At 71.4% G+C, this 21,604-nt stretch carries 17 protein-coding genes; 9 read left to right on the top strand and 8 right to left on the bottom strand.

Annotated features, from left to right (window positions below; genetic code table 11):
- Positions 1-251: 251 nt before the first annotated feature.
- From OYE22_RS08050 to OYE22_RS08040, 3 genes are all read left to right on the top strand, one after another.
- Positions 252-1,178 (top strand): proline dehydrogenase family protein, encoded by a 927-nt coding sequence (locus OYE22_RS08050; protein ID WP_187063759.1) that lies wholly within the window; start codon positions 252-254, stop codon positions 1,176-1,178.
- 373 nt (positions 1,179-1,551) lie between these two features.
- Positions 1,552-3,183 carry an L-glutamate gamma-semialdehyde dehydrogenase gene (gene pruA / locus OYE22_RS08045; protein WP_277319758.1) on the top strand — a complete coding sequence of 544 codons (1,632 nt, stop codon included), beginning with the start codon at positions 1,552-1,554 and terminating at the stop codon, positions 3,181-3,183.
- Positions 3,184-3,714: 531 nt separating this feature from the next.
- Positions 3,715-3,843 (top strand): hypothetical protein, encoded by a 129-nt coding sequence (locus OYE22_RS08040; RefSeq protein WP_261905843.1) that lies wholly within the window; start codon positions 3,715-3,717, stop codon positions 3,841-3,843.
- Between the two features lie 232 nt (positions 3,844-4,075).
- On the opposite strand, the gene OYE22_RS08035 is transcribed toward OYE22_RS08040, so the two are convergent.
- Complete coding sequence (locus OYE22_RS08035) at positions 4,076-5,725, bottom strand: metallophosphoesterase family protein (protein WP_277319757.1); 1,650 nt, start codon at positions 5,723-5,725, stop codon at positions 4,076-4,078.
- A gap of 139 nt (positions 5,726-5,864) precedes the next feature.
- Here OYE22_RS08035 and OYE22_RS08030 point away from each other — a divergent pair, with 139 nt between their 5' ends.
- The 3 genes from OYE22_RS08030 to cimA all read left to right on the top strand — a co-directional run bounded on the left by OYE22_RS08030 (position 5,865) and on the right by cimA (position 10,887).
- Positions 5,865-6,905: a 3-isopropylmalate dehydrogenase gene (locus tag OYE22_RS08030; RefSeq protein WP_277319756.1), complete on the top strand. Its 1,041-nt coding sequence runs from the start codon at positions 5,865-5,867 to the stop codon at positions 6,903-6,905.
- Positions 6,906-7,538: 633 nt separating this feature from the next.
- Positions 7,539-8,636: a branched-chain amino acid aminotransferase gene (locus OYE22_RS08025; protein ID WP_277319755.1), complete on the top strand. Its 1,098-nt coding sequence runs from the start codon at positions 7,539-7,541 to the stop codon at positions 8,634-8,636.
- Positions 8,637-9,288: 652 nt separating this feature from the next.
- Positions 9,289-10,887, top strand: coding sequence for a citramalate synthase (gene cimA, locus OYE22_RS08020; protein WP_277319754.1), 1,599 nt, complete (start codon positions 9,289-9,291; stop codon positions 10,885-10,887).
- 254 nt (positions 10,888-11,141) lie between these two features.
- On the opposite strand, the gene OYE22_RS08015 is transcribed toward cimA, so the two are convergent.
- The gene (locus OYE22_RS08015; RefSeq protein ID WP_277319753.1) at positions 11,142-11,798 is read right to left on the bottom strand and encodes a YceI family protein; all 657 of its coding nucleotides are present in this window, start codon (positions 11,796-11,798) and stop codon (positions 11,142-11,144) included.
- A 352-nt stretch (positions 11,799-12,150) separates the two neighbouring features.
- Here OYE22_RS08015 and OYE22_RS08010 point away from each other — a divergent pair, with 352 nt between their 5' ends.
- The 3 genes from OYE22_RS08010 to OYE22_RS08000 all read left to right on the top strand — a co-directional run bounded on the left by OYE22_RS08010 (position 12,151) and on the right by OYE22_RS08000 (position 14,788).
- Positions 12,151-12,681, top strand: coding sequence for a hypothetical protein (locus OYE22_RS08010; RefSeq protein ID WP_277319752.1), 531 nt, complete (start codon positions 12,151-12,153; stop codon positions 12,679-12,681).
- 264 nt (positions 12,682-12,945) lie between these two features.
- The gene (locus tag OYE22_RS08005) at positions 12,946-14,529 is read left to right on the top strand and encodes an acyl-CoA carboxylase subunit beta (RefSeq protein ID WP_277319751.1); all 1,584 of its coding nucleotides are present in this window, start codon (positions 12,946-12,948) and stop codon (positions 14,527-14,529) included.
- A gap of 28 nt (positions 14,530-14,557) precedes the next feature.
- Entirely contained in the window at positions 14,558-14,788 is a 231-nt protein-coding gene (locus OYE22_RS08000; protein WP_176164312.1) for an acyl-CoA carboxylase subunit epsilon, read from the top strand.
- A 169-nt stretch (positions 14,789-14,957) separates the two neighbouring features.
- Here OYE22_RS08000 and OYE22_RS07995 read toward each other — a convergent pair whose 3' ends face one another.
- The 6 genes from OYE22_RS07995 to OYE22_RS07970 all read right to left on the bottom strand — a co-directional run bounded on the left by OYE22_RS07995 (position 14,958) and on the right by OYE22_RS07970 (position 21,572).
- Complete coding sequence (locus OYE22_RS07995; RefSeq protein WP_176164313.1) at positions 14,958-15,536, bottom strand: ATP/GTP-binding protein; 579 nt, start codon at positions 15,534-15,536, stop codon at positions 14,958-14,960.
- Entirely contained in the window at positions 15,517-16,365 is an 849-nt protein-coding gene (locus OYE22_RS07990; RefSeq protein ID WP_277319750.1) for a DUF742 domain-containing protein, read from the bottom strand. The genes OYE22_RS07995 and OYE22_RS07990 overlap by 20 nt, the downstream gene beginning before the upstream one ends.
- Positions 16,366-16,446: 81 nt before the next feature.
- Positions 16,447-16,869, bottom strand: coding sequence for a roadblock/LC7 domain-containing protein (locus tag OYE22_RS07985; protein ID WP_176164315.1), 423 nt, complete (start codon positions 16,867-16,869; stop codon positions 16,447-16,449).
- 1 nt (position 16,870) lies between these two features.
- Positions 16,871-20,185 (bottom strand): nitrate- and nitrite sensing domain-containing protein, encoded by a 3,315-nt coding sequence (locus OYE22_RS07980; RefSeq protein WP_277319749.1) that lies wholly within the window; start codon positions 20,183-20,185, stop codon positions 16,871-16,873.
- Positions 20,186-20,605: 420 nt separating this feature from the next.
- Positions 20,606-21,184, bottom strand: a complete 579-nt coding sequence (locus OYE22_RS07975) for an ATP/GTP-binding protein (RefSeq protein ID WP_277319748.1) — start codon at positions 21,182-21,184, stop codon at positions 20,606-20,608.
- Positions 21,165-21,572 (bottom strand): DUF742 domain-containing protein, encoded by a 408-nt coding sequence (locus tag OYE22_RS07970; protein ID WP_176164318.1) that lies wholly within the window; start codon positions 21,570-21,572, stop codon positions 21,165-21,167. The genes OYE22_RS07975 and OYE22_RS07970 overlap by 20 nt, the downstream gene beginning before the upstream one ends.
- Positions 21,573-21,604 lie beyond the last annotated feature (32 nt).

The following is a 21,604-nucleotide window of genomic DNA, read 5'->3' as shown; positions in this document are numbered from 1 at the left end:
CACCCTCCAAGCCGCACCCCAAGGCACCCCCGAGCCGCACTCCGGGGCGCACGCCCGGCGCGTACCGCAGCGCATTGCTGGAACCATTGTCATACATCTGTCTGAGATCCCGGCCACCAATGCGTGACAGGTGTCGATGGTCGCGCGCCGGCGCGCTCCATAGGTTTCACAGTGGCTCACCTTGCCGTCGTGGCCCTGGCCGCCCGGCGCCATCAGCCCTGACAAGAACCATCGCAACGTGGAGGTGCCCCGTGCTGGGTCCCGTGCTGCTCGCCGCGTCACGCAGCGACGCCATCCGCCGTATCGTCTCGGCCGCGCCGGTCACCCGCCCCATGGTGGACCGTTTCGTCGCGGGCGAGCTGCTGGAGCCGACCATGTCGGTGATCCGGGGCCTGACCGAGCGCGGCCTCGACGTGACCATGGACTTCCTCGGTGAGGACATCACCGACCCGGCCGAGGCGCTGCGCAACCGCGATGCCTACCTGGCGCTGACCGAGGAGCTGGCCCCGCTGGGCCTCGGCGCCCGCACGGAGATGTCGGTCAAGCTCTCCGCCTTCGGCCAGGCGCTGCCCGGCGGCCACGACCTCGCCCTGGCGAACGTCACGCCCGTCGTGGAGGCCGCGGCCGAGGCCGGCATGAACGTGGCCCTGGACATGGAGGACCACACCACCACCGACTCCACGCTGGCGATCCTCAGCGAGCTGCGGAAGAAGTACCCGTCGACCGGCGCCGTGGTGCAGTCGTACCTGTTCCGCACCGAGGAGGACTGCCACGCGCTGGCCACCGAGGGCTCGCGGGTGCGCCTGGTCAAGGGCGCCTACAAGGAGCCCTCCGACGTCGCCTTCCAGGACAAGCGCGAGGTCGACAAGGCGTACGTGCGCTGCCTGAAGATCCTCATGGCCGGTGACGGCTACCCGATGATCGGCTCCCACGACCCGCGCCTGGTCGCCATCGCGCAGGAACTGGGCCGGCGCTACGGCCGCAAGCTGGACGAGTACGAGTTCCAGATGCTGTTCGGCATCCGCGTCGCCGAGCAGGAGCGCCTGCTGGCCGAGGGCCACCGGATGCGCATCTACGTGCCGTACGGCACGGACTGGTACGGCTACTTCATGCGCCGTCTCGCCGAGCGCCCCGCCAACATGACCTTCTTCCTGCGCTCGCTGGTCAGCCGCGGCTGACCGCCCCACGGCACGCCGCGACGGCCCCGTGGCCGCCGGCCGCCGGGCCCGCCCCGTGCGCCGACGCGAACCGGTCCGTGGGCATCCCCACACGTCGGCCGCCCCGTTCGGCGGCCGACAGGAGTAAGACTGGCAGGGGGCGCCCCGTGACCGGCGAGCGCCGGCACCCCCGGCGCCCCCACCGAACCGCCCGGCGCAGGCCAGCGCGGAGCGGAGCGCGGACGGCACCGGAGGGGCCGCCGTACGGGGCCGAGCCGGCGCCGTGGCGGCAGCCCGACGGCCCCGCGGCCTGGTGGCCCCCGTGCCGCCGCCCTTACGTTCCGTACGCAGAACGTTTTCGTACGCAGACCCGACGATCGAAGGAGACACGGCCATGGACGCTGTGACCCAGGTCCCCGCGCCGGTGAACGAGCCGGTGCACACCTACGCACCCGGCACTCCCGAGCGCGCCCGTCTTGAGATCAAGCTCAAGGAGCTTGCCGAGAACCCCATCGACCTGCCGATGACCATCGGTGGCGAGAAGCGGATGGGCGGCGGCGACCGCTTCGACGTCGTACAGCCGCACAACCACGCCGCCAAGCTCGGCACCTACGCGAACGCCACCACCCAGGACGCCCAGGACGCGGTGGACGCCGCGCTGGCCGCCGCCCCCGCGTGGCGCGCCCTGGCCTTCGACGACCGCGCCGCGATCATCCTCAAGGCCGCCGAGCTGCTCTCCGGCCCCTGGCGCGAGACGCTGGCCGCCTCCACCATGCTGGGCCAGTCCAAGACCGCCCAGCAGGCGGAGATCGACACCCCCTGTGAGCTGGTCGACTTCTGGCGCTTCAACGTGCACTTCGCGCGCCAGATCATGGCCGAGCAGCCGATGGCCAACGCCCCGGGCGTGTGGAACCGCAGCGACCACCGGCCGCTCGAGGGCTTCGTCTACGCCATCACCCCGTTCAACTTCACCGCCATCGCCGGCAACCTGCCGACCGCCCCGGCGCTGATGGGCAACACGGTCGTGTGGAAGCCGTCCCCGACCCAGACCCACGCCGCCGTGCTGCTGATGCAGCTCCTGGAGGAGGCCGGGCTGCCGAAGGGCGTCATCAACCTGGTGACCGGCGACGGCATCGCCGTCTCCGAGGTGGCCCTGAACCACCCCGACCTGGCGGGCATCCACTTCACCGGTTCGACCAAGACCTTCCAGTACCTGTGGAAGACGGTCGGCAACAACATCGAGAAGTACAAGACCTACCCGCGCCTGGTCGGCGAGACCGGCGGCAAGGACTTCATCGTCGCCCACCCGTCCGCCGACCCGGCGGTCCTCAAGACGGCGATGACCCGTGGCGCCTTCGAGTTCCAGGGCCAGAAGTGCTCCGCCGCCTCGCGCGCCTACGTGCCGCGCTCGCTGTGGGAGAACGGCCTCAAGGAGGAGTTCGCCGCCGAGGTGAACGCCCTGACCATGGGCGACGTCACCGACCTGTCGAACTTCATGTCGGCCGTCATCGACGAGCGGTCCTTCGCGAAGAACAAGGCCGCCATCGACCGTGCCAAGGCCGACCCGACGATCGAGGTCATCGCCGGCGGCACGTACGACGACAGCGTGGGCTACTTCGTCCGTCCGACGGTGCTCGTCTCGACCGACCCCGAGAACGAGATCTTCAAGGACGAGTACTTCGGCCCCATCCTCGGCGTCTTCGTCTACGACGACGAGAAGTACGACGAGATGCTCACCCAGATGGAGTCGGCCTCGGCGTACGGCCTGACCGGCTGCGTCATCGCGCAGGACCGCGCCGCTGCCGCCGCCACCTGTGAGGCGCTGCGCTTCGCGGCGGGCAACTTCTACATCAACGACAAGCCGACCGGCGCCGTCGTCGGTCAGCAGCCGTTCGGTGGCGGTCGCGCGTCCGGCACGAACGACAAGGCCGGCGCCAAGCAGAACCTGATGCGCTGGACCTCCACCCGCTCCATCAAGGAGACCCTGGTCCCGCCGACCGACTACCGCTACCCGCACATGGGCTGATCAGCCCCACACACCGGCCGGTCCGACCCGGTCGGTCCGGTCCGGCGCGCGCCACGCGTGCGCGCCACCAGCTTCCGCCCCCGTCTGGTCCCCCAACCGGCCGGGGGCGGAGGTGTACCCGGCGCCAGCACCCGCCCCCGCGAGCGCGCCCCGTACGCGGGGGCCCCGCCCGCCCCGCCCGTCCGCGCGCCCCGTGCGACCCGCGCATCCGGAGCGCGCTTCCCGCGGGTGGCCTAGCGCGCCGTTGGCGCGTCGGGCGGGGCCGAACGTGTCCAACAGGCGGGACGCCCAGGCAGGTGCCAGCGGAGCCTCGGTAGTGCCGCCGTCTCAGATAGTAGGAAGTCCGAGTAATGGGGCAGACAGCTCCGCTTCGCTGGCTTACGTTTGTGGAAGCCGAACGTCTCGCTCCATCGAGCGACGGCGGATGAGCCGGCTGCGTCGCGCAGGTGACCCCTGCCGTATCCAGGCTCCCGCCCTTCCGGCGATTCCATTCCCCTTCGGGTTCTGGCATTGGCATTGGAGACGTGCATCATGGCCGACACCGTTCGCAGGATCAGGCACGCTGCCCGCCGCGACGACGACACCGACCGCAAGAACGCCGCCGCCGCGCTCCAGCGCGCGCTCGACCGCCGCGACAACGGCGGCTCCACCGGCCACTAACACCGACTCACCCCGCGCACGCACGCCCCGGGGGCCCCAGCCACCCGGACCACCGATCCTCCCTGGGGGCACGGGGCACGGGGCACGGGGCACGGGGCACGGGGCACGGGGCACGGGGCACGGGGCACGGGGCACGGGGCGGGCGTCGCGGGCCCGCCCCGTGCCCCGTCGCCCCGTCGGCACCCGGCCGAGGACGGCGCCCGGCCGATGACGGTGCGAGGCCGCGCGGCGGTTACGCGCGGCCGTCCCGCCGTGAACGCGTGATCTCGAAGTGGTCCACGCGCTCGCCGCTCTCCGCCAGGGTGGTCACCCGCATCCGGGGTCGCGCGCCGGCGCGCACGCTGACCGCGACGAAGGAGAAGCCCGTGAAGCGCACCCGGGACCACTCCACGTCCTCCTCGCGCTTCTCCGGCTTCTCCGCCTTCTCCGCGCCCTTGACCCAGTGGTACGTCCGCACGTGGTCGCGGTCCTTGACGTGTCCCTCGTAGCTGTCCGGCACCGGAAAGCTGTAGAGCGCCTTGCCCGCGCCGCCCGCCGTGACGTACACGATGCCGTCGCGCGCCGGGTCCACGCTCTCGCCGATCGGCACCTCCCTGGCCACCGCGCCGCCGCGCAGCGCGTCGGTGCGCTCGTAGACGTGGTTGTGGCCGTTGATCACCAGGTCCACCTGGTGCTTCTCGAACAGCGGCACCCACGCGTCGCGCACGCCGCCGTCCGAGGCGTGGGCGCTGGTGGTCGAGTAGGCGCAGTGGTGGAAGAAGACCACGACGAAGTCGATGCCCCGAGTCCGGCGCAGCTCGCCGAGGCGCCGGTCGAGCCAGGCCGTCTGGCGCCCGCCCGTGTAGCCGAGGTTGGCGGTGATCTCGTACGAGACGTCGTTGGCGTCGAGGGCGACCACGCCCACGTTGCCGTAGGTGAAGGAGTACACGCCGGGGGCCTCGCGCGGATCGGGGCCGTTGTCCGGCAGCGTCCAGCGCGCGAGTTGGCCGCCGTAGCCGTTGGGGCTGTACCACGCCTCCATGTCGTGGTTGCCGGTGGTCACCATCCACGGCACGCGCGCGGCGACCGATTCGGTCTGCGCGAGGAACTGGTCCCACACCCGCGCGTCGTAGACGTCCGACTCCTCGCCGTGCCCCGTGGTGTCCGCGTAGCACAGGTCGCCCGCGTGCAGGTGGAACGACGGGTTCTGGCCGAGGATCAACTGGTCGTTGGCGAGCGCGTCGTAGCTGACGCCCTGGTCGCCGAAGGCGGTGAAGACGAACTCCTCCGGCCGCGCGGGCGCCGTCCGGAAGCTGCCGATCGTCGAAAGGCGGCTCGGGTCGGTCGGGTCGAAGCCGTCGTGGCCCACGCCGTAGTAGTACGTCGTGCCGGGGCGCAGCCCGTCCAGCGCGGCGTGCAGGTAGACCTGCCGCACCGTGGGCAGCCTGTCGGACAGCGCCGGCGTGTGCAGGTCGCGGACCTCGGCCTCGATCTTCCGGCTCAACTGCCAGGGTTCGACCCCGATCCGTACGTACGGCCGCCGCACGGCGAAGGGAACCTGCCACGAGATCCGCATCTGCGTCCGCGGGTCAGCGCCGAAGGCCAGGTGGCGACCGAACGGGGCGACGAACGAGCCGTCAACGCGCTCCGTGGCCGGGGCGTTCGCGGCGGCGACGGGGCGGGCGTCGGCGTTGGCGGAGCCGGCGAGCAGGCCGGCTCCGGCGACCGTGCCCGCGGTCGCCGCGCCGGCGCGCAGGGCGCCACGCCGCGACAGTTTGGCGCGCAGGTAGGCGTGTTGTTCCGGCATGGACATCCGGCGGGCCAGCTCATCGGGGATGCCGACCCGGGGGAGATCGGCGGAACCAGGGGAGTGGGGGCCCGGCTGGCGGGAATGAGCGGTCATGACAGGAAAGCTCCCAGCCGTGATCAACTCCGGGCTGTATCACGGCCGTATCTGGGGTGAACGCCACCTGTCCGACGAGCGCCCGTCCGAACTGTGGACATGACGTGTCAACGAATGGGACGAAGAGTAGGGTCCTCGCATGTCTCGCAGCATTCGCCTCGCAGTGATCCCCGGTGACGGAATCGGCCAGGAAGTGGTGGCCCAGGGCCTCAAAGTGCTCTCGGCGGTGCTTCCGCAGGACGTGAAGCTGGAGACCCGGGAGTACGACCTCGGCGCGCGGCGCTGGCACGCGACCGGGGAAACCCTGCCCGACGCGGAACTCGAGTCGCTCAAGGACCACGACGCGATCCTGCTCGGCGCGATCGGCGACCCGTCCGTGCCCTCCGGCGTCCTGGAGCGCGGCCTGCTGCTCAAGCTGCGGTTCGCCTTCGACCACTACGTCAACCTTCGCCCCTCCAAGCTCTTCCCGAACACCCCGACGCCGCTCGCCGGCCGCCCCGAGATCGACTTCGTCGTGGTCCGCGAGGGCACCGAGGGCCCGTACACCGGAAACGGCGGCAGCCTGCGCACCGGAACGCCGGCCGAGGTCGCCACCGAGGTGAGCGTCAACACCGCGTACGGCGTGGAGCGCGTGGTGCGCGACGCGTACGAGCGGGCCAACGCCCGCCCCCGCAAGAAGCTGACGCTCGTGCACAAGAACAACGTCCTAGTCTACGCGGGCCACCTGTGGAAGAACATCTTCGACCGGGTCGGCCAGGAGTACCCGGACGTCACCACCGACTACCTGCACGTCGACGCGGCGACGATCTTCTTCGTCACGCAGCCGGAGCGCTTCGACGTCATCGTCACCGACAACCTCTTCGGCGACATCGTCACCGACCTGGCCGCCGCCGTCACCGGCGGCATCGGGCTGGCCGCCAGCGGCAACATCAACCCCACCGGGGCCTTCCCGTCCATGTTCGAGCCGGTCCACGGCTCGGCCCCCGACATCGCGGGCACCGGTAAGGCCGACCCGACCGCCACGGTGCTCTCCGTCGCGCTGCTGCTGCGACACCTGGGGTACGAGGCGGAGGCGGCCCGCGTCGAGACCGCGGTCACCGAGGACCTGGCCGCCCGCGACGGCGTGACCCGGACCACGGACGAGATCGGCGACGCGCTCGCCGTCCGGGTCACCGCCTGACGCGTACGCCGCGTGCCCGGCGGCGTGTGACGAACGCGACGCGCTGACCGGTCCTACGGACCGCTTCCTCGGGGCCCCGTGCTGACGCCCGGGGCCCCGAGGCGTCCGCGCGCGGACGACCGTTCCGCCATGCCCCGTGCTCCGCTGCTGCTTCCCGTACGGGGCGCCGCGCGGCACCGATCCTCCCTGGGGGGCACGGGGCACGGGGCACGGGGCACGGGGCACGGGGCACGGGGCACGGAGCGGCGGCCTACGGGGCGGCGGGGCGAAGGGGAATCGCGGTCCCGCGCGGCGCGGGTCGGGGCGGTCGGGGGCGGGACCTGGCGTCCGTGGGTCGGCGGGGGACGTCCCCGGCCCGAAGCGGACGGTCGTTCGCATCCACGGCGGTGGCCACGGTCACAAACGATGATGGGAGCCTCGTCACCGTCGCTGTGTTTCCGCGCGATGGGGTGCGACCATCGAGGTCAGGCCCGCGCGCGCCGAGGTGCGGCCTTGTGTTCCCTGGGCGGTCGCGCACGAGCGATAATCGAACGTGGGGCCGCAACACAAGGCGAATCTTGGACGTTATAGCCGACTGACAGGGACGGAAGTGAGCGCGGTCCGCCGAACCCACCTGGCGAAGGACACGTACTCATGACGACGACCACGATCGAGCTCAAGCCCTCCTCGCATCCGCTGCCGGCCGCGGAGCGCGAGAAGATTCTGGCCAGCCCCGGGTTCGGCCGCCACTTCACCGATCACATGGTGACCATCAAGTGGACCGAGGGCCGCGGTTGGCACGAGGCCCAGCTCGTTCCGTACGCGCCGCTGTCGATCGACCCGGCCAACATGACGTTGCACTACGCGCAGACCATCTTCGAGGGCCTCAAGGCGTACCGGCAGCCCGACGGCACCGTCGCCACCTTCCGCCCCGACGCCAACGCCGCCCGCTTCCAGGCGTCCGCCCGCCGGCTGGCCATGCCCGAGCTGCCGACCGAGACCTTCATCGCGGCCTGCGACGCCCTGGTCACCCAGGACAAGGCATGGGTGCCGGCCAGCGGTGAACAGTCGCTGTACCTGCGGCCCTTCATGATCGCCACCGAGGTCGGCCTCGGCGTGCGCCCGGCCAACGAGTACCTGTTCGTGGTCATCGCCTCCCCCGCCGGCGCTTACTTCCCCAGCGGCGTGAAGCCGGTCTCGGTGTGGCTGTCCGAGGAGTACGTCCGCGCGGCCCCCGGCGGCACCGGTGCCGCCAAGGCCGGCGGCAACTACGCCGCGTCCCTGGTCGCTCAGGCGCAGGCCGCCGAGAAGGGCTGCGACCAGGTGGTCTGGCTGGACGCCATCGAGCGCCGCTGGATCGAGGAGATGGGCGGCATGAACCTCTACTTCGTCTACCGCTCGGGCGACTCGGTGCGCATCGTCACCCCGGAGCTGTCCGGCTCCCTGCTGCCCGGCATCACCCGCGCCTCGCTCCTCAAGATCGCCGAGGACCTGGGGTACGAGTGCGAAGAGGGCCGCATCTCCGTCGACGACTGGAAGAACGGCAACGCCGACGGCTCGCTGACCGAGGTCTTCGCCTGCGGCACCGCCGCCGTCATCACCCCCGTCGGCTCCGTGAAGTCCGCCCGCGCCGACTGGACGGTGGGCGACGGCCAGCCCGGTGAGATCACCATGAAGCTGCGTACCGCGCTGCTGGACATCCAGACGGGCGCCGCGCCCGACACCCACCACTGGATGCACCCGCTGGGCTGATCGCCACCGATCACCACCGATCACCACCGGTCGTCACCGACCGCTGACGGGCCCGCCCTACGCCGCCGCCACCGCGCGCGTGGGCGGGTCCTCGCGCGTCGACCACGCCCCCGCGTCCCGTGGGGGAGGGGCCAAGCGTCCGCGCTCCGTACCCGGTTGGGGGTAGGCGCCCCGTGCCCCGTGCTCCGTGCCCCGTTGAGGTCTCGCGCTCCGTGCCCCGTGCCTCGTTACGGGTTCACACCCCGTGGCCCCGTCCCCCGTCAGGGTGGTCATGTCCCGTGGCCCCGTACGCCACCGCCCGGTCGGGGCCGCACCGCTTCGGTGCGGCAGGACGGCGCGCGGCGGTCGGCCGGGGCTCCCGCATCGTGAGACGGGCGGGTGCCGCGCCGGGGCGTGTGGCACACTCCTGCCGTGCTCTCGTTCGCCATGATTATTGGCAGCAGGCGCGCCGGTCCGCAGTGACCGCCCCGTACGAACCGAGTACGGCGCGGACACCGTCGTCCCAGACCCGCGCGCAGACCTCTCGCACCCGCGAGGGGTTTTTTCGTTTCCTGGACCATCCGCCCCAGGGGACGGAGCGCACGGGAGCATAGTGGGGACGGTGGAACCGGTCATTCCGGTAGACCGAGATCCCGACAGGAGCCAGATCAGCATGACGGACGCACTCGACGACAACTTCCACGTGTTCGACACCACGCTGCGCGACGGAGCGCAGCGCGAGGGCATCAACCTCACCGTCGCGGACAAGCTGACGATCGCCCGGCACCTGGACGCGTTCGGCGTGGGGTTCATCGAAGGCGGCTGGCCCGGCGCCAACCCCCGGGACACGGAGTTCTTCGCCCGCGCCCGCGCCGAGATCGACTTCCAGCACGCCCAGCTCGTCGCGTTCGGCGCGACGCGCCGGGCCGGGACGCGGGCTCAGGACGACCCGCAGGTACGGGCGCTGCTCGACTCCGGGGCGCCGGTCATCACGCTCGTCGCCAAGTCCCACGACCGGCACGTGGAACTCGCGCTGCGGACCACGCTGGAGGAGAACCTGGAGATGGTGCGGGACACCGTCTCCTACCTCCGCTCCCAGGACCGACGGGTGTTCGTCGACTGCGAGCACTTCTTCGACGGCTACCGGGGCAACCCCGACTACGCCAAGCAGGTCGTCAGCGCGGCGCACGAGGCGGGTGCCGACGTGGTCGTGCTGTGCGACACCAACGGCGGCATGCTGCCCGCCCAGGTGCAGGCGGTCGTCGCCACGGTGCTCGCCGACACCGGTGCGCGCCTGGGCATCCACGCCCAGGACGACACGGGGTGCGCCGTCGCCAACACCCTGGCCGCCGTGGACGCGGGCGCCACCCACGTACAGTGCACGGCCAACGGCTACGGCGAACGGGTCGGCAACGCCAACCTGTTCCCGGTCGTCGCCGCCCTTGAGCTGAAGTACGCCAAGACGGTGCTGCCCGCGGGGGCGCTCGCCGAGATGACGCGGGTCTCCCACGCCATCGCGGAGGTCGTCAACCTCACGCCCTCCACCCACCAGCCCTACGTCGGCGTCTCGGCCTTCGCCCACAAGGCCGGCCTGCACGCCTCGGCGATCAAGGTGGACCCGGACCTGTACCAGCACATCGACCCGGAGCGGGTCGGCAACACCATGCGCATGCTGGTCTCCGACATGGCGGGCCGCGCGTCCATCGAGCTCAAGGGCAAGGAGCTCGGCATCGACATCAGCGACGACCGCGCGCTGGTCGCCCGGGTCGTGGAGCGGGTCAAGGAACGGGAGTTGGCGGGCTACACGTACGAGGCGGCCGACGCCTCCTTCGAGTTGCTGCTCCGCGCCGAGGCGGAGGGCAGGGCGCGCCGGTACTTCCGGGTCGAGTCCTGGCGCGGCATCGTCGAGACCCGCCCGGACGGCACGCACGCCAACGAGGCCACCGTGAAGCTGTGGGCCAAGGGCGAGCGCATCGTGGCCACGGCGGAGGGCAACGGCCCCGTCAACGCCCTGGACCGGGCGCTGCGGGTGGGCCTGGAGCGGATCTACCCGCACCTGGCCGGCCTGGAGTTGGTCGACTACAAGGTCCGCATCCTGGAGGGCCGGCACGGCACCGAGTCCACCACCCGGGTCCTGGTCTCCACCAGCGACGGCCGGGGCGAGTGGGCCACGGTGGGCGTCGGCGACAACGTGATCGCCGCCTCCTGGGAGGCGCTGGAGGACGCGTACACCTACGGCCTGCTGCGCGCGGGCGTCGAACCGCAGGAGTAGGCGGCGCGCGGCGGGGCGGCGCGGCGCACCCGGCCCCGTCGCGGCCCGGCACCGCCGCCCCGTAGCAACGATCCCGTAGCAGCGATTCCGTAGCAGCGGCCCCGTGCCAGCAGGGCCCGTGCCGGCAGGGCCCGTGCCAGCAGGGCCCGTGTCACCGGGCCCAGCAGGCGTGGGGTGCTGAGCGCGGGCGAACGCACCGCGGCCCCGGCCGGCCCACGGGGGAGGGCTCGGACGGGGCCGCGGCGTTCGGGGGGTCAGGCCGCGGGGGCGGCCTTGACGGCGGAGATGTCGAAAGTGAGCTTCACCTTGTCGCTGACCATGACGCCGCCGGTCTCCAGAGCGGCGTTCCACGTCAGGCCCCAGTCGGAGCGCAGGATGGTGGCGCTGCCCTCGAAGCCGACGCGCTCGGCCCCGTAGACGTCGGTCGCCGCGCCGTTGAAGTCGAGGTCGATGCTGACCGGGCGGGTGACGTCCTTGATGGTCAGGTCGCCGGTGACGCGGAAGCTCTCGTCGTCGGTCTGCTTGACGCCGGTGCTGCGGAAGGTCATCAGCGGGAAGCGCTCGGCGTCGAAGAAGTCCTCGCCGAGCAGGTGCGCGTCGCGGTCCTTGATGCCGGTGTCAACGCTGGCGATCTTGACGTCGATGCTGGCGCTGGAGCGGGCCGGGTCGGCACCGTCGAGGCGCAGGGCGCCCTCGTGCTCGATGAACGAGCCGCGCACGTTGGTGACCATCGCGTGGCGCACCGTGAAGCCGATGCTGCTGTGTGCCGGGTCGATCGTGTACTCACCCGTGAGCCCCGCGAGGGCCGGGTTCGCCTGGGGCGCCGCGGCGTCGATGACGGCGGTGCCAGTGGCGGCGGTGGCGGCGTCAGCGGCCGGGACGGTGTTGCGCTTGCGGTTGAACAGAGCCATGGCTCCTCCTCGGGGCGTTGTTGTTTAAGCTTCAACGAAATTCATCGTAGGGGCATTCCGTTCAATTTTCAACCTTCTCGTTTCCGGGGGGTCAGGCGCCGTGCCCCGCGCCCCGTGCTCCGTGCCAGGCTCCGCGCCCCCGGGCCGCCCCGCCCCGTGCCCCAGGCTCCGTGCCCCGTGCCCCGTGCGAGACCATCGCCCCGCCCCGTACCCGTCCCGCCCCGCATCCGTGGTGCTCCGTTCATGCCGGGCCTCTGGCGGACGCGCGTAGAACTCGGGCATCATCCTGGGGCTCCACCTGCACAGCCGACCCGCCCCACCGTCCGGTCCGTCCTCAGCAGGAGGTTCCCCCATGGATCACGCGCTGTACGGCAGTCGCCGCCCGCGCCGCGTCGTTCGGTCCCTGCTCACCGCCCTCGCGCTGGCGCTCGGCGCCCTGTTCGCGCCCGGTGTCGGCGTCGTCGGTGGCGCCACCGAGGCGCACGCGGTCACCAAGCTGAGCCACGCGCAGGCCACCGCGATGTTCCGGGACGCCGGCATCACCTGGTCGTCCTCCGGCGGCTGCTCCGACCGCAACCAGCCGAACTGCACCTCGTTCACACAGCTCAACCTCAGCTCCGCGCGGGGCGCTCAGACGCTCAAGCAGGCCAGCCGGTGCGCGCTGAACATCACCGGTGGCACCGAGACCGGGCACGCCAGCGGCACGTACAGCCACTGGAACGGCTACAAGCTCGACTTCAGCCTCTCCACCTGCCTGTCGAACTACATCACCGGCACGTTCGCGTCCATCGGCGGATCGAAGTGGAAGTCGGCCTCCGGCAACATCTACTACCGTGAGAGCAACCACTGGGACGTGACGTACTACAACTGCGGCGGTTGCTGACCCCGCCCACCCCCTACCGCGCCGGCCCCGTCATCCGCCCCGCTGGGGCCGCTGGCGGGGCCGGTGGAGTGCGCGAAGCTGTGGGAGGGGCACCAGGGTGGCCCCTTATGCTTTGTGGGGTATACACAGGGGAAAATGGGGGTTAGGCGCCCGACAATGCGGGAAGGGTGCCGCACAGTTCTGCCGCCTGTGACACGAAAACGTTCACGACGTTGTAGGGAAACGACATGAGGTTCCCGGCCCCAGGGAACGTACCGTCTTGGCATGACCAATCTCGAAGGTGCGCCCGTAGCGGCGAGTGACGTCCGTGGGCGCGTCGCCGAGCTGCACGCCATTCGCGAGCAAGCTCGGCGCGGCCCGAGCGAGCGGGCGACCGAGGCGCAGAAGGCCAAGGGCAAGCTGACGGCCCGGGAGCGGATCGACCTCCTGCTCGACGAGGGCTCCTTCAACGAGGTCGAACCCCTGCGGCGACACCGCGCGGTCGGCTTCGGCCTGGAGGCCAAGAAGCCCTACACCGACGGCGTCATCACCGGTTGGGGCACGGTGCACGGTCGCACCGTCTTCGTCTACGCGCACGACTTCCGGATCTTCGGCGGCGCGCTCGGCGAGGCCCACGCCACCAAGATCCACAAGATCATGGACATGGCCATCGCGGCCGGCGCGCCGCTGGTGTCCCTCAACGACGGTGCCGGCGCCCGCATCCAGGAGGGCGTCTCGGCCCTCGCCGGGTACGGCGGCATCTTCCAGCGCAACACTCGCGCCTCCGGTGTCATCCCGCAGATCTCGGTGATGCTCGGCCCGTGCGCCGGCGGCGCCGCGTACAGCCCCGCGCTGACCGACTTCGTGTTCATGGTCCGCGAGACCTCGCAGATGTTCATCACGGGCCCCGACGTCGTGCAGGCGGTGACCGGCGAGAAGGTCTCCCAGAACGGGCTCGGCGGCGCCGACGTCCACGCGGAGACCTCGGGCGTGGCTCACTTCGCGTACGACGACGAGGAGACCTGCCTCGAAGAGGTGCGCTACCTGCTCTCCCTGCTGCCGCAGAACAACCGGGAGAACCCGCCCGTCGCCGAGGCGTCCGACCCCGCCGACCGGCGCGGCGAGGCGCTGCTCGACCTGGTGCCGGCCGACGGCAACCGGCCGTACGACATGCGCAAGGTCATCGAGGAGATCGTCGACGACGGCGAGTACCTGGAGGTCCACGAGCGCTGGGCGACCAACATCATCTGTGCGCTCACCCGGCTCGACGGGGCCGTCGTCGGCATCATCGCCAACCAGCCGCAGTCGCTGGCCGGCGTGCTCGACATCGAGGCGTCGGAGAAGTCCGCGCGCTTCATCCAGATGTGCGACGCCTTCAACATCCCGCTGGTCACCCTGCTCGACGTCCCCGGCTTCCTGCCCGGCGTGGACCAGGAGCACGGCGGCATCATCCGGCACGGCGCCAAGATGCTGTACGCGTACTGCAACGCCACCGTGCCGCGGATCTCGGTGATCCTGCGCAAGGCGTACGGCGGCGCCTACATCGTCATGGACTCCCAGTCCATCGGGGCCGACCTCACCTACGCCTGGCCGACCAACGAGATCGCCGTGATGGGCGCCGAGGGCGCGGCCAACGTCATCTTCCGCAAGCAGATCGCCAGCGCGGACGACCCGGAGGCCATGCGCGCCCGCATGGTCAAGGAGTACAAGTCCGAGCTGATGCACCCGTACTACGCCGCCGAGCGGGGCCTGGTCGACGACGTGATCGACCCGGCCGACACCCGCGAGGTGCTGATCCGATCCCTGGCGATGCTGCGCAACAAGCACGCCGACCTGCCGTCCCGCAAGCACGGCAACCCGCCGCAGTAACCGCCGTAGTAATGGAGACGAAGAGCCTGTGAGCACCGCAACCGAACCCACCGCGCACACGTCGACCGACACCGTTGTCCGGGTGGAGCGGGGCCACGCCGACGCGGAGGAACTGGCCGCCGTCACCGCGGTCCTGCTCGCCCGCGCCGCCGCCACGCAGCACCTCACGGCGCCGCCCGCACCCCGCCGCTCGACCGCCGGCTGGCGTCGCCTGGAGCGCACGCCCGGCTTCCGGGCTCCGCACAGCTGGCAGGGCTGACCGGCCCGCCGGACGGCAAGCAGCACGAAGCCCCCGTTGCTCCTCGGAGCGGCGGGGGCTTTTCGGGTCACGCGCGAGCCGGCGGCACGCGGTCGGGGAGCGCGGCCGGCCGCGGCCGGGGGAGGGGCGCCGCGTGCCGCGGCCCGTCCCCGCCCCGGCCCGCGTCGGGCTAGCGGAGGCGGGCCATCAGCGCGTGCTCGACCAGGGTGATCAGCGCGCTCTTCGCCTCGTTGCGGTGCCGGGCGTCGGTGACGATGATCGGTGCGTCCGGGCCGATCTGGAGCGCCTCGCGCACCTCGTCGGGGGTGTACGGCTGGTGCCCGTCGAAGCCGTTGAGGGCGATGACGAACGGCAGGCCGGAGTTCTCGAAGTAGTCGACGGCCGGGAAACAGTCGGCCAGTCGGCGCGTGTCGACCAGCACCACGGCGCCGATCGCGCCGCGTACGAGGTCGTCCCACATGAACCAGAAACGGTCCTGCCCGGGCGTGCCGAACAGGTACAGGATCAGGTCCTGGTCGAGCGTGATGCGGCCGAAGTCCATGGCTACCGTGGTGGTGGTCTTGTCCGGCGCGTGCGTGAGGTCGTCGATCCCCGCCGATGCGGAGGTCATCACGGCCTCGGTGCGTAGCGGGTTGATCTCCGAGACCGCGCCGACGAACGTGGTCTTGCCCACGCCGAAGCCGCCCGCCACCACGATCTTCGCGGAGGTGGTGGAGCGGGCTGCACCGCTAGAGCTTGCGAAGTCCACTGAGCACCCTTTCGAGCAGTGTCACGTCAGGCTGACCGCCGGCGGTTTCGTCGCCGCCGGGCTGATGGATGGCGACGAGCCCCGCCTCGGCCAGGTCGGCGACGAGGATGCGGGAGACGCCAAGGGGGATGGAGAGGAGTGCGGAGATCTCGGCGACCGACTTGATCTCCCGGCACAGGTGGCAGATCCGCTGGTGCTCAGGGAGTTGGCCCTGGAGCTGGGACGGATCGGCGGTGGTGCTCACCAGCGCCTCGATGGCGAGCTGGTAGCGCGGACGCGTGCGGCCACCGGTCATCGCGTACGGGCGCACCAGGGGGTTGTGTGCGCTACCGGCGGGCGCCGGCTCCGGCTCGTGCCGTTGCGGCGCCACCGGTTCGATGCGCGGGCTGTGCGGATGGCGCGGCCCGGCGGGGGGTTCGTAGCCCGGCTGGGGCTGTGGCTGTCGTTGCGGCTGCGCGTGGCGGCGCGGCTGCTGGTGCGGCTGGCCGTAGCCCTGCTCGTACGGCTGCTGGTACGGCTGTTGCGGATAGGACTGCTGTTGCGGGTCGGCGTGCCACGAGCCACCCGGCCGCCGCGCACCGTACTGGTCCTGGCCCGGCTGGCCCTGGCCGTACTGGCCCTGGCCGTGCTGGTCCTGGCCCGGCCGGTTCGGGTCGGGGTGGCTCTGCCGGGGGTGCGGCTGCTCGGCCGCGCCCGGCTGGCGCTGGGCCGCGGGCCGGACCCGACGGCTGGGCGCGGAGGGGAAGTTGAACCGGTTCAGCGGCGCCTGGCCCTGGGGATCAGGCTGCTGCCCTTCGCCGTACGAATAGCCGCTCGGGGGCGTTGCCACGGTTCCTCCTCCAACTCGCCTGTCTGCCGGTCGCGCCACCGCACCCTATGGCGCGGTGGCGCGAAACGCACTGTTTGTTTGCTAGTTGAGAAGGCTCCCTTGCAGTTCCGCGCGGAGATCCGGGGTGAGGACACCGCCGGTGCGGTCGACGAGGAGGGCCATTTCGTAGCCGACGAGACCGATGTCGCACTCGGGGTGAGCGAGTACGGCCAGCGAGGACCCGTCGGAGATGGACATGATGAAGAGGAAGCCGCGTTCCATCTCGACCACGGTCTGGTTCACGGCGCCGCCCTCGAAGATGCGGGAGGCGCCGGAGGTCAGCGAGGTCAGACCGGACGCTACGGCCGCCAGTTGGTCGGCCCGGTCACGGGGGAACCCTTCGGACATCGCCAGAAGGAGTCCGTCGGCGGAGACCACCACCGTGTGGGACACCCCTGGGGTGTTGTCCACGAAGTTGGTGATCAACCAGTTCAGGTTCTGCGCCGCCTGGCTCATCGGGCTCACACTAACGCTCCTGATCGTAGGTGCTGCCGGGGCCGAAGCCCTGTTGGTCATGCTGGTGGTGCGTACTGTTGTCGGCGCCCGCGTTGCGCCCCTGTTGGACCCCGCGCCGCAGATTACTCAACCTGCCGCGGATGTCCTCCGGGGACCGCGAAATCTGCGGTCCGCCCTGCTGGCTCTCCTCGGCGGTGCCCTCCACCAGATTGGCCTTGGGGACGCGCCGTGGCAGCCCGGACGGAGTCACTCCGCCTGCCTTCGGCTCACGTAGCTGCTCGGCACGGTGCCAGCGCTCGTCGTTGGCCGACTGCCAGCCGGAGTCCGCGTGCCGCGGCGTGTGCTGCTGCTCCGGCTCCGCCTGCTCCTCGGGTCCTTGGTGTGCTGACTCGGTGTGGTCCGCCGCCGCGTCCGCGACGTCGGCCCCGTCCGAAGCCCGCCACTGCTTGCCACGGCGCGGGAGGCCCGCCTCGGTGATCGAGTCGATGCCGCTGGGCGATGGGCCCGGACGGTGGAACTCTACGCGCTCCGGGCCGTCTTCCGCAGCGCTCGGGAAGGGTTCCGTTTGCGCTCCGTGCGCATCGGCGCCGGGGGCCTGGTAGGCGTCGGCCGTGGCCCACTCACCCTGGTGACCTCGCGCGTCGTGCGTGCCGTAGGGCTGCTGCCCGGACTCGGACTGATCCGCGTAGTCACCTTCCGGATACGCACCGTCGCGGGAGCCATCGGGCAGGTAGCCACCGTGTCCCGGCAGCCCGTCCGGCGCCGGCGCGGCCTCCGCCTCCGGGAGCGGGGACTGGCCCGTGCGCTCGTGCTCCGGCTGCCCCGGGTACGGGGCCAGCGGCGTCACGTGGCCGGCCCCGTCCGGGAAGCCGGTCGCGCCCACCCCGCCCGGCGCGGCCCCGTAGCCGGCGTCGTACCCACTGCCCGGCCCGGCGTCGTAGCCGACGCCCGGCACCGCGCCGTAGCCGGCGGCACCGTCGTCGCCGGCGGGCAAGCCGGCGCCCTGCTCGGCTCCGTAGGGCTGCTGAGCGGGCGCCGTCTGGCCGCCGCCGTACTCGCTCCCGTACTCGCCGCCCGGGCTCCCGCCCGGAGCGCTCTCGTACGGGACACCCTGCCGCGCCTCGTACGGAGCGCCCTGCTGCTCCGCGTACGGAGCGGCCTGCTGGCCCTCGTATGTCGGGTGGCCGGCGTCGTCGAAGCCGAGGTCCGCGGCCGTCTGCTGCGCGGCCGGCTGCGGCGGCGACGGGGGCGCGGGCTGCTCGGGGACGATCGGCGAGACGGCGAAGTCCTCCTGGGGCGCGTCGTCTCCGCCACCGCCGTGCGTGATCGGCTCGGGCAGCATGACCAGCGACGTGGTGCCCGCCTGCTCGCCGGCGGGGCGCAACTGCACCCGGATGCCGTGCCGGTTGGCCAGCCGGCCGACCACGAACAGGCCCATGCGCTGGGAGACCGCCACGTCGACCGTCGGCGGGTGGGCCAGCCGGTGGTTGATGTCCGCGAAGTCCTCGGCGGTCAGGCCGATGCCCTTGTCGTGGATCTCGATCATGACCCGGCCGTCGGGCAGCCGGGTCGCGGTCACCCGCACCTTGGACTGCGGCGAGGAGAACGTGGTGGCGTTCTCCAACAGCTCGGCCAGCAGGTGCACCAGGTCCGTGACGGCGTTGCCGTGGATCTCGCTGTCGGGGACGCCGGCCAGCTCGATCCGCTCGTAGCTCTCCACCTCGGACGAGGCGGCGCGGAGCACGTCCACCAGCGGCACCGGCTGGTTCCAGCGTCGGCCCGGCTCCTCGCCCGCGAGGACGAGGAGGTTCTCGCCGTTGCGGCGCATGCGGGTGGCCAGGTGGTCCATCCGGAACAGGTTCTCAAGCTGGTCCGGGTCGGCCTCGTTGTTCTCCAGCGTGCTGATCAGCGTGAGCTGGCGCTCGATGAGGCCCTGGTTGCGGCGCGAGAGGTTGGTGAAGATCGCGTTGACGTTGCCGCGCAGCAGCGCCTGCTCGGCGGCCAGGCGGACCGCCTCCTGGTGCACGTGGTCGAAGGCGCGGGCGACCTCGCCGATCTCGTCGCGGGTGGCGATCGGGATGGGGGTCACGCGGGTGTCGGTGCGCCCCGGCTCCGTACGCGAGAGCTGGTCGACCAACTCGGGCAGCCGCTGCTCGGCGACCTCCAGCGCGGCGTTGCGCAACTGACGCATGCTACGGCTCATCGAGCGGGCCATCAGACCGGCCACGATGAACGCGGCCAGCAGGGCCACCAGCACGATCGCGGAGTTGACGAAGGTGTCCCGGCGGGCGTCGGAGGAGATCTGCGCAGCCTCGTCCACCGCCTTGTCGGCCAGGCTCTCCTCGACCGCGCGGTAGGCGTCGAACTGGGCCGTCGAAGCGTCGAACCAGGAGGCGGCGGTAATGCCCTGGTCACGCAGCTCGGACGGCTTCGCGCCGGAGCCGATGGCCTTGACCATGGTGTCCATCGACGGCGGAGCCGTGAAGTCCTCACCACGGCCCTGGGCGCGCTCCCGCGCGGCGGCCGTCTTCTTCTTGCCGGTCTCCGCGGCCTCCCGCAGCGCCCGCTTGAGGTGTGCGGTGTCCGCGTCCATGCCGCCGGACTCGAACTCCAGCAGCGCGATCCGCTCCAGGTAGGCGTACGAGGAGAAGGCGGTGAGCTGCGCGCGGCGGTCCGCCTCGGTGGGGCCCGGCTTGGTCAGCAGGTGCGCGCCGATCGAGCGCTGCAACGATTCGGCTGCCTTGGCCAGGGAGATCGCGTAGACCGTACGGCCGTAGGAGGTGATGTTGCCGGTGCCGAGGCCGAGTTCGTTGGAGAACTCCATCAGCGGGTGCTGGACGGTGACGTACCCCTCCTCGGTCTGCACCCCCGGCAGCCGCGAGGAGAAGGCGTTCTGGCGCAGCGAGGTCAGCCGTGGCTCCACGGCGCGGAACGCCTTGAGCCGGCGCCCCAGCCCCGCGTCGTCCGGCATGTCGCGCGCGAAGCGGTCGAACTCCTTGGCCGCCGCGTCGGTCGTCCGCCGGGCCTGTCGCATCTCGTCGGTCTCGCGGCCCTCGAGCAGCGGCACCGTGGACACGTCGCGCTCGTTGATCAACGCCTGGCCGTACGTCGCCGCGGCGCGCACCAGCCCGGCCGTGCGCTCGGCGTCCTGCGCCTCCTGCCACGTCTCCACGGAGGAGGCGACGCGGAAGCCGCCGAAGACCAGGGCCACCAGGACCGGAATGAGCAGGATCGCGTTCAGCCGGACCGGGACCCGCCAGTTGCGCGGGGACCAGGGGCCACCCTGGGGCGGCGGGGCGTCGGGTGCCGCGTCGGGCGATGCCACCGTGCGCGATGGCGGCGTGAAGTTGCCCCGTGCCTGACCCTGTGGGGTCCGTGGCTGGGGCGACCCCGTCGCGGGCGCCGTTGTGCTTCGCCTCACTGACCAACAACCTCTCGGCGTCGGCACTTGATGTTGTGCCGTTCTCTGCTGAGCCCTTACCGCTCAGTTCAGCGAATTCCAGCACGTGAGGCAGGCGCATTCCAAACAGTGCCGCTACCGGATGGAGGACTGTCGGCCACGGAGATAAAACGGGCGTTAAGGGCGACCGACGGCAAAATTCAGGAGAATCGCGTGCGCTTCGGAGTCGATTGATCGCGCTGTGTAGTGGGCGCGTGGTAATTGCCTGTCGAAACGTTATGAATTTGCGGGCTAGCCGTGGCAAACGACACAACGGTGTGTACGACAACTACCCGGTGGTTCACGCTACTTGAGGCGGGCCATCAGCGCGTGCTCGACCAGGGTGATGAGCGCGCTCTTGGTCTCCCCGCGTTGCCGGGCGTCGGTGACGATGATCGGCGTGTCCGGGCCGATCTGGAGCGCCTCGCGGACCTCGTCGGGGGAGTAGGGCTGGTGCCCGTTGAAACCGTTGAGGGCGATGACGAACGGCAGGCCGGAGTTCTCGAAGTAGTCGACGGCCGGGAAGCAGTCGGCCAGCCGGCGCGTGTCCACCAGCACGATCGCGCCGATCGCGCCCTTGACCAGGTCGTCCCACATGAACCAGAAACGGTCCTGCCCGGGCGTACCGAACAGGTACAGGATCAGGTCGTCGTCCAGCGTGATGCGGCCGAAGTCCATCGCCACGGTCGTCGTGGTCTTGTCCTGAACGTGGCTCAGGTCGTCGATCCCCGCCGACGCGGAGGTCATCACGGCCTCGGTGCGCAGCGGGTTGATCTCCGAGACCGCGCCGACGAACGTGGTCTTGCCCACGCCGAAGCCGCCCGCCACCACGATCTTCGCGGAGGTGGTGGAGCGGGCCGCGCCGCTAGAGCTTGCGGAGTCCACTGAGCACCCTTTCGAGCAGAGTCACGTCAGGCGTGCCGCCCGCCTCGGAGCTGCCGGGCTGGTGGATCGCCACCATGCCGGCCTCGGCCAGGTCGGCGACGAGGATGCGGGCGACGCCGAGGGGTATCGCGAGCAGCGCGGAGACCTCCGCGACCGACTTGACCTCACGGCACAGGTGGCAGATCCGCTGGTGCTCGGGGAGTAGCCCCTGCAGGTGCGCGGGGTCTGCCGTCGTGCTCACCAGCGCCTCGATGGCGAGCTGGTAGCGCGGCCGGGTGCGACCCCCGGTCATGGCGTACGGGCGCACCAGCGGCTGGTCGCCTTCGACCCCGTACGGCGCGTGGTGAGAGGCGCCGTACGGGCCGGTCGAGGCAGCGGGCGGGTTCATGGTTCCTCCGGTCGGGACAGCAAGCGAGTAGT

This window comes from Streptomyces sp. 71268, from assembly GCF_029392895.1.
GTDB lineage: Bacteria > Actinomycetota > Actinomycetes > Streptomycetales > Streptomycetaceae > Streptomyces.
The sequence above is the reverse complement of the archived record's forward strand: the minus strand, read 5'-3'. Positions and strand labels throughout refer to the sequence as shown.